Below are 14,395 nucleotides of genomic sequence, written 5' to 3'. Positions count from 1 at the left end.
TCGACTGGGTTGGTTTTTTTGGGTAAGAATAACAGATCAATTTTATCGGTTGGCTACTGATCTTAAACGCGGAATAGCCCAAAAAAGCAACTTGGATTTTCTTGATTTGACACTCTCACCACCAAATATACCTTTACCCGCTAAAATTAACTCGCTTTCGCTTCTCCCTTTATCGCCATCGTTTCCAACGCTACCCTGGCTACTTGAACCGCCGATTCAAAGGGAAGAGAACGAACTTCAGCCAGTAGCTGGTTAACACTTAAGCGTGGTGACAGTGTTTCTCCCTCCAGATAGTGTTGCAGCTCGTCAAAGCTCCAACCTTTCAACTGAGCAATGCGAGTAAGATTTTGCGTTCCAGGCCATGACGTGCCAACTTCCCAAGATTGGACAGCCGAAAATGACACTCCAAGCTTCTTCGCAAACTGCCGCTGACTCAAACCACCTCGCAGTTCCAAAACTAAAGCAGCCAGCCTTTTAGCCTTAGAGTCCATAACTTGCCCAAGTATAGCTCTTCTAAACAAGAAATCACATCTATTAACAGATTAGCACTGATTCAGCCAATGGAAAAGTGGAATTGATTGCTTCAATAAGCAAATTGATTGTGCAAACCATCAAATTTGCCTATATTTGAAATGAGTATAAATCATAGTGAAATTTATAGCCATCAATCAATGCAACCAATAGTCAGTCAAGTTGCTCCTAGTACCCTTTCTCCACATCCGTGTAATGCCGAGATTTATGGGGATGAGGCCGTGAGCGACCTAGTGGAACTGATTCGCCAATCGGGATGGGTTAAGCCACTGGTTGTAACGACCAACCATGTCATCATCAGCGGTCACCGACGTTGGAAAGCGGTTCGCCTGCTACAGTGGGAAGCCATCCCCGTGGAATATCGGGAGTTTATGGACAAAACGGCTGAGTTAGAAGCGCTGCTCCTAGAGAATGCCAACCGTGTAAAAACGGTCGAACAGAAAGTCCGGGAAGCACAAGCCTGGAAAGAGATTGAAACGCAAAAAGCCAGAGAGAGACAGCAACAGGCGGCACGGTTGACCAATCAAAAACTGGGAAGAAACACAGACCAGACGCTGTGCGAAAATTTTCGCACAGCGTCTCAAGGAAAAGGACGCACCGTTGATCGGTTAGCTGAGCGGGTAGGTCTAGGATCGGGGCGCACTTACGAAAAAGCCGCCAAAGTGGTCAAAGCGATAGACCACCAAACCAGTCAAGGCAACTTAGAAGCAGCAGCAACACTCCGCCAAGCATTGAACTCCAAAAGCATCCATGCGGCTCATCAGCTCCTTGCTTCACTCACTATACCGTCAAATACCAGTCACAATGGCAGCGATACCGCTTCGATTCAACGGAGTTGTTGGAATTGCCAACATCGAGGGGAATCAATTGAAAACCACAGCTTCTGGTGCAATCGCTTAGGAACTCTGAGCTTACTGACCAAAGATGCGAACACGCGAGGAACAGAGTGTAAATTGTGGTCGGATCGCTGGAATCCGACCCAAGGCAAAGAAAATCAAAATCCTCAACCCAAAAACTACATTCTGACGCTTTCATTCGATCCGCAATTGCGACCACTCTTTGAGGACGCCGCACGCCACGCCGGAATGAGTGTAGTGGACTGGGCAAACCACCAACTACTGTTAGCCGCCTGTGTAACCAATCTTATCAGCCCAAGCAGGAGTACATAGAGGATAATGCAAGGGAACAGAAGTCATAATCAAGGGACAAGCCAAAATCTACCAGGGGCAACCCAGCTTGAAATTAGCGGGCTAGAACTATCAAAGACTCCGGTTAAAAATCAACAGAGTCGCAAAGGGCGCTACCGCACCTTTACTAGACCGCCAACCAGTCCTGACTTGTTCGCCAGTGGTAAAACTGAGCAGATGGCATCAAACCGACTCATCTGGGAGGGGAGCAACATCCTGACGCAAGGACAGAATCTTAATTGGGCTGATTCGGAACAAGGATCACTGTACTACAAAAGCCCTATCGAGAAAGGCAAAGGGTATGTAACCTTTTGGCTAACCAATGACTTACATACTCCAAATCCCACCGTGCTGGAAGGAGAAGTCGCCCTAGCATTAATCGAGGAATTTGACATCCGTGCTGCCTGCCTACACCTGATTTATGCCGCCCACGCCACCCAGTTGGAACGTCCTTGGGAACAGTCGTTTGTTTTAAGCAATACCCAACTAGAGCGCTACCTGGGACTGGATAAAAACCACAAGCTCAACAAACAGCAGAAGTTAACGCTGATGCTAGAGTTAGCTAAACAGCCGTGCCATCTGCTGGTCTATATTTCTTGGCCAGAGAAGGGCGCGGTTGGGTCATTTGGTGTCAGCCGCACATGGCTGTGGGAAATTGCTGAGCCAATACTACACTTCCAAAATTGTCTGCGCGATGACCAAGGACAACCGATTGGGGAAGAGACTCTCGTGGGATTCACCCTCAACATCCGCTGTGGACACTGGGCGCAATACTTCCTCAACTCAGAAAAACGCTTGCACAAATCGGGCTACTATGAGTACGGACTCCTCTCTCAGGGATTTTTGCATGACCTGATGAGCCTCTGGCATCACCACGAGGGGGGAGTACGATTAATGACCTGGCTGTTGTTCAAACTTAGGGTCAATCACAACAGCTCACTGACCGTGGAATTGCTGATGAAAATTGCCTTTGGGACTTCATTAGTAGAACAAGCCAAAGGTACTGCCAAAGACCGCAAAAAGCTAGTCAGGCGCTGGGAAACCGTACTGAAGATTCTCAGAAAGAAAGAATGGGGGCTTATACCTGACCCGGAAACTTACCCCCCACAGTACTGGCCCTTCTTGCAGGAGGAAAACCCACTTTCACAAATCCCCAATGATCCCGAAGCCGCAGCATCCTTCTGGGCTAAAGATGCCCTCTTTGGTAAAGGAACCCATCTGTCGGATATTACTAAGCGATCGCGCAATAGTTTTGAACAGCTTCTGAATGCCAGACTTTTGGTACACCTCCCCCCAGAAATTGCTGAGAAACTGGAACAAATTGAGCGTCGAAGCCAGCCAATCCGGAAAAAGGCACTCAAGAAATCGACAACTAAACCCGCTCCGGCAAAGAAGACTTCAACCCTTACAGGAAAACAGGTTAGAGAGTTCAGAACAGCTAAAGGATGGAGTACCCGCAAGTTAGCTGCCTCAGCAGGAATTAGTCAATCCATGGTTGTTTTGATTGAAAAAGGTGTGGATAGGGGAGGTCAACCAATCAGTCCGGCTTTTGAAGTGAAACTGAAAAAGGTGTTCGGGCTAACTTAAGAGGCTGCATATCGGCAAGTTCAGGTTTTTGGTTCATCGCGGTGCTACCGCGATTTTTTTTGTCGATGCACGGAGTGACATCCTCCTACACTGTACCCGTAGGGTACAGTGTAGGCTTCCTTTGTCGCAGTCTTACGACTACGCTTCCGGCGTTTTATAGTGGGGAACATGCCCAGCCCCACTCTCTTGATGTTAATCGCTGCATTCCAAATTAAAGTCAGTGAAGAGGTTGCCCCCTCCACTGCTCTCCAAAACGGTACGTGAAAGTTTCCCTTCATACCGCTCCTCATCGGGACGGGATTTGTCATATCTACGTCACCACCAACATATCGTTTATCCACTGATAGTGGTTCAATGATAGTGGTTTGGGCTGGATACTATTACAACCCGATTGGTCGCCAGAACTGCCATCAGAGGCAGTCTTACTATCGTGGCAATGTCGATGGAGTAGTTGCCAATTTTTGTATTCATCCTTTCCGCCGTTTGACTTCGGGATGATATGGTCTACTTCGATGATTCCCCCATCCAGAAATTGTAGTCCACAATGATTGCATTTCCCTTTTTGCCTTTTGAGTAGCCTAGCTAATCTCTTGGGCATTTCGGGATGTTTACCCATACGGGTACTCCAATAGGTTAGATTTCCATCAAAGGGGGAGGCATCGCCTTTTACTTTGATATATCCTAAATTGGATGATATCGCGGTATGCTTGACGAGATGGAGAGGATTATTGTTTTCTCTTGTCGAGAATACCCATTTGTCACCACCTAGGGTATGCCAATACTTCTGTCGAAGCCATTTGTCCCCTTTATTCCGGTGTCTATGTTTCCCCCATTTCCAGAGCTTCCAGAAAACTAAGGAATTGATTTTCGAGAAGGCTTTACTGCATTGATAGGTTTTAAAGTAATTGCACCATCCGATGATGATAGGGTTCAGCTTCTTTATTAGTAAAGCTTGTGATTGCCCTCTGTATTTTTCTATTACTTCAGCTATCTTGGCGTAGTGCCTCTTGATTGATTCCTTAGATGGTGAGATTTGGGTTTTGAATCCAAGCCGATTTCCTTTAGTGTCTTTCCCTGACCGACATTTACCTGCTTTATATTGGTCAATACGGAATCCCAGGAAGTTAAAGCCTTTCTCCTCTCCCTGATACGGGTTAAGACTGTGGGCTATTCGGGTTTTACTTGATTTTAATTCTAGACCCATCTCTTTTAGCCATTCAGCTATGACCTGTTGACACTGGTGTATAGCTTCTTCGGATTCGTGTAAAATAACGAAATCGTCAGCATATCGGAGAAGGTATTTTGCCCTGTTCATGACTTTACTACTACTTACAGCCTTATCTTCCGTTCCGAAGTGAGTCCGTCAGCCTATCCATTGTGATTACAACAAGGCGTTTGCTTCTGACTCAATCTCTCCCAGATATCACCTGATTGCTCAGAGTTTGCGTCTTGGTTGACTACTTAAGGCATCGACCTCCTTAAGAGTAAATATCTAGGTTACTTCGTTCCTAATAGCCATTGATTTGTTCGATTAGGATGGTACTTTCCGCCTGTGTTCAGGAAGTGCTTATCAACTAGGCGAGAATCCCGTTGATTCCCTTAGTATTTGACCATTTTGGTTCTCCTAGCGTATCAATCTCCTTTCGCTAGTCCCTGGTGAAGACGGTTCAGATGTACCTTCGCTTTCGCTATCCATACGGACTTGCTCAGTCTGCCTTGACCTTGAGATTAGGTGTGCTTTTGACCTTTTATCCCCGCTTTACGGATTGATGACCAATCGCTACCGCAGGGGGTATGCTTTTACCCATGCACCTTGGGAGTAGGACTTGGAGGTTCTAGGATACTTCCCCTCACCTACATGGCTATTAAGTTGTCATCTGTTGAGGATTAAAGTGCGAACTCTACCCTTAAGGTTACTCAACAGAAGCCAGTCGTCCCCTTGTTGCCAGGTTTAGACTGAACGAATCGCACTCCCGATCCAAGACCAATCCGCATAGACATTCATGGATTCGGACAGATAAATCCTTTTCATCAAAGCGATTGCAACAAGAGCATATCTGGCTCGTATCATGGGGTTTAACTTTCACCACTGACTTACCAGCTTTAACTCAGACTTACGGTAGTGTTGCTGAATTGGCTCTACTTCACCATCTGATGCCGTCCAGAACTTCTCTAGTCCTACATCTAACCCAAGGGAATTCTCTTGGGTTACTTCTATCTTTGGTGGTTTCAGCATCGGAACGGTTTTATCCTCTAAGGTTAAGCAAATATACCAGCCATCGGCGCGACGTGACACCAGTGCCGCTTTAATGGTGAACCCTTCTGGGATTGGGCGGTGGTAAATGAGTTTTACCTGACCGATTTTGGGTAGGTTGATATAGGCAATGTCGCGCCGTGTGCCACCATTTTTGCGCCGATGAGGATTAGGAGTAACGGTGAGACAATCTGGTTTTAATTGGGGAATCGAAAATGTTCGGTATCGCCGCACCGACTTAAACCGAGGTTTTCCGCTTCGCTTCCCGTTTGAATCACCTGCGACAAAGCGGTTAAATGTGTCCTCTACCCGCTTAGTCGCCTCCTGTATTACCTGGGAATGAACTCCATCGTACAGGTGCTTACAAGCTTCTCTTGACCAATGGGTAGCCCGTTTCTGTGAGTAATAGGTTGGCTGATCTTTAAGTTCTGGCAGATGGGTGACAAAAACTGGGCAAGCATTGACTGGGTGTCGATTACACTCCCACCAGTTAAACCGTTCCTCTAGCATCAGATTATGTATGCGGCATAGTTTATACAGCCAGTTGTTTAGCTGATAAACCTGTTGTTTTTCCGGTACAATTCGATACTGGTAATTCAGTTTAAACCTGTCTTTGCTTCGCTTCAATTCCATCACCTCCTTAAGTTCAATTATAACCATTGCAAACCAAATAATCAGATAGAAATAAATTTCTAATACTGGCGATTCATCCCACGCTCAATCAAAGATTAGAGCGTGGGATGAATCGCCGGGTCAGCTAAACCATAGGGTGAGTAACGGTGATTAATCACAGGTCGTTAGAATTCACCATTCCGCTTTTTATCCTCAAAGCCTTACGTCCACTGAGTTGGAGCTGATTAATCAAAAATTAATAAAAAATTCCACTTTCTATACCTAAATCTCTCAAAGCCTTACGTCCACTGAGTTGGAGCTGATTAATCAAAAATATCCCGCACCTTGACAAAAATATCCCGCACCTTGACCAAAAATATCCCGCACCTTGACCAAAAAAAATTTTTTGTCGTCTCAAACCCAGTCACAGCAAGGGTTTGATTTTTAGTGATTAATCTGATCCTTCGGATCATTCTGATCCGGCTGTTGTTCAAATCCCCGTTTTTGGCGGCTGCTAAAGTCACTTAGGTGACAAAAAACGTCCACACGACTGACACAGCCCCCTAGGGCAAACGCAGTGGTGTTTGGCAATGGCGATTGAATAGCAGGAAAATCGGAATGCATCAAACAGAACCCAACCCAGCCCCCAGCAGCTCAGAACGCCTGGAAGCGATTAACTGGCTTAAAGCTCAAAACTACCCAGTCCTACCCGTTGCTCCGGTACAAGACGGCAGAAAGTATCCCAGAGTGATTAAAGAAAAGCCGGAAAAGGGCGTGTGGTCTCACTGTCCCCTGACAACCAATTTAGAACCCATACCCCTGTTCACAGGGAAAAATCCCTCCTATTTAGACAAAAATGACTCCCCTCACCTTGTCAACCATCGACAGTATCAAAAACGACTCCCCCACGACCGGGACTATGAGTTATGGTTTACTAATCCCGCCAATGGGATTGGCACATTAGGCGGCTGGAATAACACAGTCTGGCTTGACTTTGACGTTAAACAATTTTCCAGCCCATCGGAATGCGACACTGCGGTTTCAGGGCTGATCGAGCGTCACTCTTTACAGCAAACATTGATTGAGCGCACCCACTCAGGGGGGTGGCGCATCGCCCTCCAGGTTAAACAAAAACCCAACTTTACCAACTTTGCCCTTACGCCTGGGGGTTCACACGTTGGCGAAGCCATCAGTGAAGGGCGTTTTACAGTGCTAGCGCCCACCATTGGTCCATCAGGCAAACCTTACCAATGCATCAACCGGGGACAGCCGATGTTAGTCGAGAGTCTCGACAGTATTGGTATCTACCCCACGTCCACCAAACGCTGTGCCAAAGCACAACCCCCAACCTTAAACCCCATACCCTTCCCCGTTAGTCCCGGCAGCATTCCCTTAGAAAGCTTAGGAAACCGTACCAGTAGGGACATTCTCAGCGGTGCTAATCCCACAGGCGATCGCTCAGAAGCACTGACATTATGCATCAAAGAATGGTATGGTTGGCAAAATTGGGCGCATCAAAATGGTATTTCTATTAGCGGCAATACGGAAGAGTTAGCTCATTATGCGGGAGGACACTTAGGTATTGATAATAACCGGATTGAACGAATACTCAAGACTATAGACCCATATCAATGCCATCCGGCTGCTCTGTACATGGGGAACGATGAAAGTTGCTGGAAAAAAATTGCTCGACTCGATAAAGCCACTTTCTTGGCTAAGTGTCCGGCTCATATCAAGGATGCCATTCAAGCCGAGTGGGACAATGGCACTCGCCAAGGAAATCGCAAGGGTAGTGATAATCGCCAGCAAAATCCGTCGAATGATTCTCTGACCAAACAAAAAGAGGACAGCGGTGAACCATCACTGGCGCCATTCACCCTACGCCACCAAATTCATGAAATTCTCAAGCTAGACTTACCCCCCTCAGAGTTACTGGAAGCATTGGGTGAACTCTCGAATGCCTATGAATGGCCCTTGTCATCTATTCGGGAGTTAGCTGCTCAACTTGAAACGGATCTAGACAAAGAAACCAGCCGCAGTGAACGGATGGAACAGATCAAGGAACTGGAGGGTTTCAAGTCTCGCACCCTGACGCTTTCCAAGTACCTACCCCTCTCCTACGCCAAGCCGATGACTCAGATTGCTCAGGAGATGGAAGCGCCTACAGCGGCAGTTCTCACCGCATTCCTGCCAATTTTTGCGTCTTGCCTACACCCAGCGACTCGGATTATTGTCAGCCAACGACTGAAATTTGTCGAACCCCCCATTATCTATGCGGGACTAGCGACTGAATCAGGACAGCGTAAGTCACCGTTACTTAATGCCCTATTAGATGCCCTTAAGGAACTCCAATACCAGGAAGACCAACGCGCAAAAACGGAAACAGCCAAGTACAAACAAACACAGGAGAAGTGGCTAGGAAAAAAAGGTTCTATGTCTGAGGCAGAGTGGAAAGACGCTGAACCCACTCCCCCCTCACCCCTAAAGGAATTTTACTTAGATAAAACTACCATCGAAGCCGTTGACGCGGTTAAAGCACAACAACCCGATACTGCTTTACTCTGGTTCAAGGATGAACTCAGCGGCTTGTTTGCCTCCTACGGAGCGTACAAGCATGGACGAGGGGAAGATAAAGAGTCGGTACTCTCCGGTTGGAACGGACGCGGACTTAAGAAAAATCTGAAAAATGGTGAACGAATTTTCCTGAAATACGACTCGATGAGCATTTTGGGCGCCATTCAAAACGTAAAGCTGCAAAAGCTTATGGGTAACTTTGATGATGATCAAGGAGAATGGGGGCGGTTTTTGTGGTGTCTTATTCCCCTCAAAGCCCTAGAATTACCAGAAAACGATACTGAATTTCACTTAGCCTTCCTGGAAAACCTTTACTGCAAAGCGCGTACTATTGCCCCGGCACAGTATCGCTTCGCCGCGAATGCTCAAGCTTACTTCCGCAAGTATCACTTTAGCCTGGAGAAACGTCGCATTGCCCATCCAAAACCAGGAATGCGAGCCGCGATCGCGAAAATGGAAGGTTACGCAGCTCGACTGGCTCTAAACCTGCATATTCTGTGGGAATTAGAGGCGGGAAAAACGCAACCGAGCTTATATATTCCTTTAGAGCGAGTTGTTGCTGCCTGTCAGCTTGTTGAGTTTTATTTATCTCAAGTTATCCTCATCCACTCAGAAGGTGCCGCTGCCAGCGAAGGGGAATTAACCCCACGCTTGAGTGCCATATTGAGCAAACTTTATCAATTTGGGGAACTGACGGCTCGCAAACTTCAAGCGTCCTTCAATTGGTTGCGTAAAACTAGCCCTGGGAAAATTCGCCAAGATTTAATTGAACTGGCTCGGCTAGGTTATGGCAAGCTGGTGGGGAAAGGGAACCGACTGAAATTGGTTTTAACCGAAACTGTTGATGATGGAGCGGAAGCTGTTGGTAATGGAGCTGGTGGTGATAAATTGGCTGAAAGTACGACGGATAGTCAATCACTGCTATTGACAGTTGGTAGTGCTGTCGGTGTTGATGAGAAAGGCAGTGGGGAAATGGAATCTAGAGAAGATTGTTCTCCCTCTCAACAGCAGCAACAGCACAGCAACAGTTTTTCCTCAACCCTAGAAGAGTTAGAGGTTCTGAGTGCTGTTAACGTATCAACTCCCTCACCAGCCGTTGAACAGGTTCCTGGCTCAAAGGGTGAGTGGGAGACAAGCGTTCCCACCGCCGTAGGGGTTAATCCCGAAACCGAGGACATAACGATAGAAGCTGAAAACTCGTCAACCTTGGCTAGCCTGAAATCACTGCTACTCGCTTGTCAAACTGTGACCCAGTTGCAAGAGTGCAAGGCTAACCATGAGACACAGAATGTACAACTTGCCTACAAAATGCTCACGGCATCTGAGCGCAAACAAATCAGGAAAATCATTCTTCAGAGTGAACCAATGATCCAAAGCAATGGGGAAAGGGTTTCTCCAGCTCAGTTTCTGAGTGAATTTCAAGGGATTCAGCCAGGTCAGATCCAGGTGGGTGATCAAGTGCAGTGGCTCGAATGTCCAGGATACCTTGAGAACATGAGTCCTTTTATTGTCACAGAAATCCATGGAGACGGTTTTGTTAAACTTGACATTATCAAGGACTTAGTTCCACTGTGCGAACTGTTAAAACTTTGACAAAAAGTTTTGCTTGGCTTCTGGGTTTCAAGTCCTCATTGCTTTTGAAGAGGTTTCTTGAAAACCCCTAAATTTAGTCTAAAGTCCAGTGAGAAGTATGACTGCCGCTTCGCCTGCAGCGAAGCGGCAGGCGGCGCAACGTTTGGGGTTTTAGGAAAGAGCGATCGCTATCCTCTATCCCGATTAGGTCTTGATTCTTGATTCTTGATTGTTGTTTTTCAACGGTAATTTTGGGCTTGAGTTTCAAACAAATGTGCATAGATGCCGTTTAGCTGAATCAGCGCTTCGTGGGTGCCGCTTTCGACTATTCTCCCATTCTCCAACACGTAAATGCAGTCAGCCATTTTGGCGGTTGATAACCGATGGCTGATTAGGATGGCAGCCTGATTTTTGAGCAGTTGGCGGAATTTTTGGAAAACCTCGTATTCAGCCAGAGGGTCCATAGCACTGGTGGGTTCGTCTAGGACGATAAGCTGTGAGTCGCGCAGAAATGCCTGGTAATACATCACCAGTTCGCCCAGTGTGAGCTTACCTTGTACCGTCTGGTAAGCGATGAAGGCAAACGAACAAAACAGAGCCAGGGTGGCGCTAGAGTGAGTGGCTAACTCGGAAATGGAACGCCTGGTGGCAATTGCCAACCTTTCGCGGCGAAGTTGCTGGCGCACATTGTGAAACCGCTGCCTGAAGAGAGAACCTAAATCAAACAAGCGTATTTCTTTGGCATGTGTGTCCCCGGTGAGTATCCAGTTGAAGTATTTGGCTTGCCGTTCTGCTAACGTGCGTTGACGCTGCCAACGATACATCTTTTCAGCATATTTTAAACGTACTCCGACTCTAGGAAGGGCTGTGACCAACAGAATGATAACAATGCCCCAATGAAGCTTTAACAGCAGGGCGGCAATTGCTAGCAGGGAGATTGCGCTTTGAGCGACCTGCACTAAACCACTGATAATGTAGGTGGGTCGGAAGAAGGCTTGTTCTTGGGCGCGGTGCAGCGTATCGTAATACTGGGAATTTTCGTAATAGTCCAGATCGACTTCTATGGACTTAGCATGTAGAATATCGTAGATATAGTCAGTTACCACCTGAGTCTGAGTTTCGTTGACAAGCCTTGCTATTGAACGGCACAAGGTACTTCCTAGTGCCACTGCTCCTGAAAGGCTAATCAGAAACGCTACCTGGAAGAAGGCTACTGTTTTGTCGGTGGCTTGAGAGCCAATGGTTACCGCATCTATCACTAGCTTCATCAGATAGAGCGACAGTAATGGCAGCATACCCTGCACTACAATGAGCGTCGCGCTGGCGATAGTCCAACCGGGTCCGCTTTGCCAGACTAGATGCAAGGCGCGTCCCAGTTGCCAGACAAGCTGATTTTTGATTCTTAATTTCTGCCCAACATAGCCAACTGGTGAGTGCATAGCAAAAATCGTCGGGGTGTATCAAAGTTCCATGTTTACTCTGAACCGCAGACTTACCGCTAGGATTCTGGCAAGTCTACTGTTGCTACAATGCCAGAACGATGGTAGTGATATGAGTACTCCTGAGTGCTGGTCAACTTCCCAAATCGGTTTGTTCCTGCACGACCTCCGCAATAGCCTTATCAATACAAGTCTTTAATTTTTCGGCTAGAGTCCTTACATGAGGTTCTTGTACCATACTTTCAGCGCCGATAGTACTATGCTGACCAGGAACTTGGTGGATTTCCAGTCCACCCGCAGCCAGGGAGTCCCAGCCTAATCTAGACTTATGGGAAAGGTTTGAAGCAACCTTCTCGGACAAAAAGAGGGTAATTTTACCAGGATAGACTTGTGGTATATAGCCTTTCATCGCCTGTTTGTTGGCTTCTTCTAAAACCTCAGTACGGAGGTTATAAGGCAGTGAATGTCCCCAGCTGCGGTAAAAAGTAGAAATACTCCTGAGCCAAGTTCTATTTTTCCACTTCTTGAACCTGTTCCCCAGCCACTTGCTTTTCCCTTTCACCTGCTGTTGAATGTAGGACAGTTTCTGTCTCGGTTCAGAGTCGATAAAATTTTTGAGATGAAGCTTGATTCTTAAGCCAATTGGTGGGGACTGGAGTTGACGACAGGGAGTTTCAATTAAGGCAAGCAGAGCCACTGGCTGACCTTGCGCGATGAGCTGCTGAGCCATTTCAAACGCTAAAATACCCCCAAAGCAAAAGCCTCCCAGAAAATAGGGACCAGAAGGCTGGAGGGTTTGTATCTCTTTGATGTAATGAGCTACCATATCTTCAATTCGGGTGAGAGGGGTTTGTTTTCCATCCAACCCTTGTGCTTGTAATCCATAAACAGGTTGCTCCCAACCAAAATGATGTGCCAATTCGCGGTAGTGGAGGACACCTCCACCACCTGCATGACACCAGAACAAAGGTGGTTTAGAACCACTGGGTTGAATCGGTACCAATGAAGACCAAGATGGAGACCATTCTTCTTGTTTCAGAAGACTGGCTTGACGAGAAATCTTCGTCGTTGAATTTTTGGGTTCTAAACTATGGCTTTCTGACTTGTTTTCGGTAGTAGCTTTATCGATGCAAGCCTGCAATTCCTCAGCCAAGATGCTTACAGATGGTTCTTTGAGGACTATATCTGTGTGAGCGCCAGGAATATTATGAACCTCTACCCCTTCACGAGCTAGTTTGCCCCAGCCTAAGTCAGGTAGATGGTACGTTATGGGTAACTGCTTGCTGGCTCGGAAGAGGGTAACTCGACCTGGGTAGACTTGTGGTGTGTAGGGACTTGCTTTCTGACTATTGATACTTGGGTAGAATTTCTGGATAGTTTTGGCAAGCCGTTTCATCCGTCGCCCCAGTCGCGTCAGCAGGTAGGTCAGTTTTTCTTGAGGTTCGAGGCGTAAAAAGTAGCCAAAGTGAAGAGAAATCCGAGAACGGAGTGATAAGGGGAAGGGAGCAAAGGAATCAAATAAGGCAAGCAGAGCCACCTGTTCTCCTTGGGCGACGAGTTGTTGAGCCATCTCAAAGGCAATTACACCGCCAATGCAGAAACCTCCCAGCAAATAAGGACCAGAGGGTTGGAGAGTCTTAATCTCTTTAATGTAGTGAGCCGCCGTGTTTTCAATCTGAGTGAATGGAATTTGTTTTCCATCCTGTACTGGGGCTTGTAGTCCGTAAAAAGGCTGCTCTGGATTCAGATGAGGTATTAAATGGCGGTAGAAGAGAACGCTGCCATCATTGGTATGGACACCGAAGAAAGGCTGTTTGACACCGTTGGGTTGAATTGCGACTAGCGTTTGCCAAGGTGGTGAGTAAGCTGTCATGCATTTAAACTGTGATAAGAGCATTACCCTTATTTTTCAGTTTGCGCCCCCAGTTAATAACTAGCTTGTCTTCATTTAAAAGTTGATTTAACAAAGATTCTAACTCTTCAATGGATTCAAACAGCCGATTAGCAATATATTCTTTAGCCGAATGCCAGACTAATTCAATTAAGTTATAATCTGGACTATATTCAGGTAAATATTCAAGATAAATATTTGGCATTTCAGCTTCAATTTTATTAATATACTCTTCTTTTTTGTGAAAGCTGGCGTTGTCTAATATAATAACGATTTTGGCTCCCTTTTCGGCAAAGTCTTCTCTTTTGTTTCCCGCTTCTATCCATTCATTAATTGCCTCTTCATAGAAGCTTTTTAAGACCTTGTAAAAGTTGTCTGAATTGCTTGTATCTAGAAATTCGACAAATCTCTTCTTATCTGAATGACGCATACACCCCATGACATTGACTCTTCCCTTTCTTCGGTCTCCTCTAACTCGTTTTCGCTTTCCTTTTTTACACCAATCTTTTCTTCTAATTACCCTTAAACTAAATCCACTTTCATCCCAAAACCATACCTGAAGACGCTCTGGACTCTCTTTCTCTATTTTTATATATGCCTCTATCTTTTCTTTAAATGCTTCTCTTTTTTGAGAGTTTCTCTTCGCTTCCAAGCTATACTTTGTCCAAAGGTAAGCGTACTTTTTTCTCTCTAATATCCTCCGAACCTGTGAGCCACTTAACTGAATTCCTGTTTTTTCTTCTAAATA

11 protein-coding genes are annotated in these 14,395 nt (G+C 46.3%); 3 read left to right on the top strand and 8 right to left on the bottom strand.

Translation table 11 applies throughout. The features are described from left to right. Window positions 1–146: 146 nt before the first annotated feature. On the bottom strand, window positions 147–491 hold the full coding sequence (locus ACLGGO_RS13145; protein WP_446419649.1) for a helix-turn-helix domain-containing protein: 345 nt from the start codon (window positions 489–491) through the stop codon (window positions 147–149). Between the two features lie 141 nt (window positions 492–632). On the opposite strand from ACLGGO_RS13145, the gene ACLGGO_RS13140 reads away from it, so the two are divergent. Beyond that, entirely contained in the window at window positions 633–1,700 is a 1,068-nt protein-coding gene (locus tag ACLGGO_RS13140) for a ParB/RepB/Spo0J family partition protein (RefSeq protein ID WP_446419648.1), read from the top strand. 6 nt (window positions 1,701–1,706) lie between these two features. Further along, window positions 1,707–3,305: a helix-turn-helix domain-containing protein gene (locus ACLGGO_RS13135; RefSeq protein WP_446419647.1), complete on the top strand. Its 1,599-nt coding sequence runs from the start codon at window positions 1,707–1,709 to the stop codon at window positions 3,303–3,305. Between the two features lie 310 nt (window positions 3,306–3,615). On the opposite strand, the gene ACLGGO_RS13130 is transcribed toward ACLGGO_RS13135, so the two are convergent. From ACLGGO_RS13130 to ACLGGO_RS13115, 4 genes are all read right to left on the bottom strand, one after another. Next, on the bottom strand, window positions 3,616–4,620 hold the full coding sequence (locus ACLGGO_RS13130) for a group II intron reverse transcriptase (protein WP_446419646.1): 1,005 nt from the start codon (window positions 4,618–4,620) through the stop codon (window positions 3,616–3,618). A gap of 598 nt (window positions 4,621–5,218) precedes the next feature. Continuing rightward, window positions 5,219–5,392 carry a zinc ribbon domain-containing protein gene (locus ACLGGO_RS13125; RefSeq protein ID WP_446419645.1) on the bottom strand — a complete coding sequence of 58 codons (174 nt, stop codon included), beginning with the start codon at window positions 5,390–5,392 and terminating at the stop codon, window positions 5,219–5,221. After that, window positions 5,389–6,219: an RNA-guided endonuclease InsQ/TnpB family protein gene (locus tag ACLGGO_RS13120; protein ID WP_446419644.1), complete on the bottom strand. Its 831-nt coding sequence runs from the start codon at window positions 6,217–6,219 to the stop codon at window positions 5,389–5,391. The genes ACLGGO_RS13125 and ACLGGO_RS13120 overlap by 4 nt, the downstream gene beginning before the upstream one ends. Before the next feature lie 396 nt (window positions 6,220–6,615). Then, a complete protein-coding gene (locus ACLGGO_RS13115; RefSeq protein ID WP_446419643.1) occupies window positions 6,616–6,762 on the bottom strand; it encodes a hypothetical protein in 147 nt (48 codons plus the stop codon). A 27-nt stretch (window positions 6,763–6,789) separates the two neighbouring features. On the opposite strand from ACLGGO_RS13115, the gene ACLGGO_RS13110 reads away from it, so the two are divergent. Continuing rightward, window positions 6,790–10,338, top strand: coding sequence for a DUF3987 domain-containing protein (locus ACLGGO_RS13110; protein WP_446419642.1), 3,549 nt, complete (start codon window positions 6,790–6,792; stop codon window positions 10,336–10,338). A 218-nt stretch (window positions 10,339–10,556) separates the two neighbouring features. On the opposite strand, the gene ACLGGO_RS13105 is transcribed toward ACLGGO_RS13110, so the two are convergent. The 3 genes from ACLGGO_RS13105 to ACLGGO_RS13095 all read right to left on the bottom strand — a co-directional run. Then, a complete protein-coding gene (locus ACLGGO_RS13105) occupies window positions 10,557–11,756 on the bottom strand; it encodes an ABC transporter transmembrane domain-containing protein (RefSeq protein ID WP_446419641.1) in 1,200 nt (399 codons plus the stop codon). A gap of 133 nt (window positions 11,757–11,889) precedes the next feature. Then, window positions 11,890–13,629: a thioesterase domain-containing protein gene (locus ACLGGO_RS13100; protein ID WP_446419640.1), complete on the bottom strand. Its 1,740-nt coding sequence runs from the start codon at window positions 13,627–13,629 to the stop codon at window positions 11,890–11,892. A gap of 4 nt (window positions 13,630–13,633) precedes the next feature. Then, window positions 13,634–14,395, bottom strand: a 762-nt coding sequence (locus ACLGGO_RS13095; RefSeq protein ID WP_446419639.1) for an IS630 family transposase, incomplete at its 5' end; no start/stop codon positions are given.

The organism is Coleofasciculus sp. (assembly GCF_046565525.1).
Lineage (GTDB): Bacteria > Cyanobacteriota > Cyanobacteriia > Cyanobacteriales > Coleofasciculaceae > Coleofasciculus.
The sequence above is the reverse complement of the archived record's forward strand: the minus strand, read 5'-3'. Positions and strand labels throughout refer to the sequence as shown.

Coding starts and splice junctions, on each gene's coding strand:
- ACLGGO_RS13105 (WP_446419641.1), bottom strand. CDS start 11,756: ATGCACTCACCAGTTGGCTATGTTGGGCAGAAATTAAGAATCAAAAAT.
- ACLGGO_RS13135 (WP_446419647.1), top strand. CDS start 1,707: ATGCAAGGGAACAGAAGTCATAATCAAGGGACAAGCCAAAATCTACCA.
- ACLGGO_RS13140 (WP_446419648.1), top strand. CDS start 633: ATGAGTATAAATCATAGTGAAATTTATAGCCATCAATCAATGCAACCA.
- ACLGGO_RS13130 (WP_446419646.1), bottom strand. CDS start 4,620: ATGAACAGGGCAAAATACCTTCTCCGATATGCTGACGATTTCGTTATT.
- ACLGGO_RS13145 (WP_446419649.1), bottom strand. CDS start 491: ATGGACTCTAAGGCTAAAAGGCTGGCTGCTTTAGTTTTGGAACTGCGA.
- ACLGGO_RS13100 (WP_446419640.1), bottom strand. CDS start 13,629: ATGACAGCTTACTCACCACCTTGGCAAACGCTAGTCGCAATTCAACCC.
- ACLGGO_RS13120 (WP_446419644.1), bottom strand. CDS start 6,219: ATGGTTATAATTGAACTTAAGGAGGTGATGGAATTGAAGCGAAGCAAA.
- ACLGGO_RS13110 (WP_446419642.1), top strand. CDS start 6,790: ATGCATCAAACAGAACCCAACCCAGCCCCCAGCAGCTCAGAACGCCTG.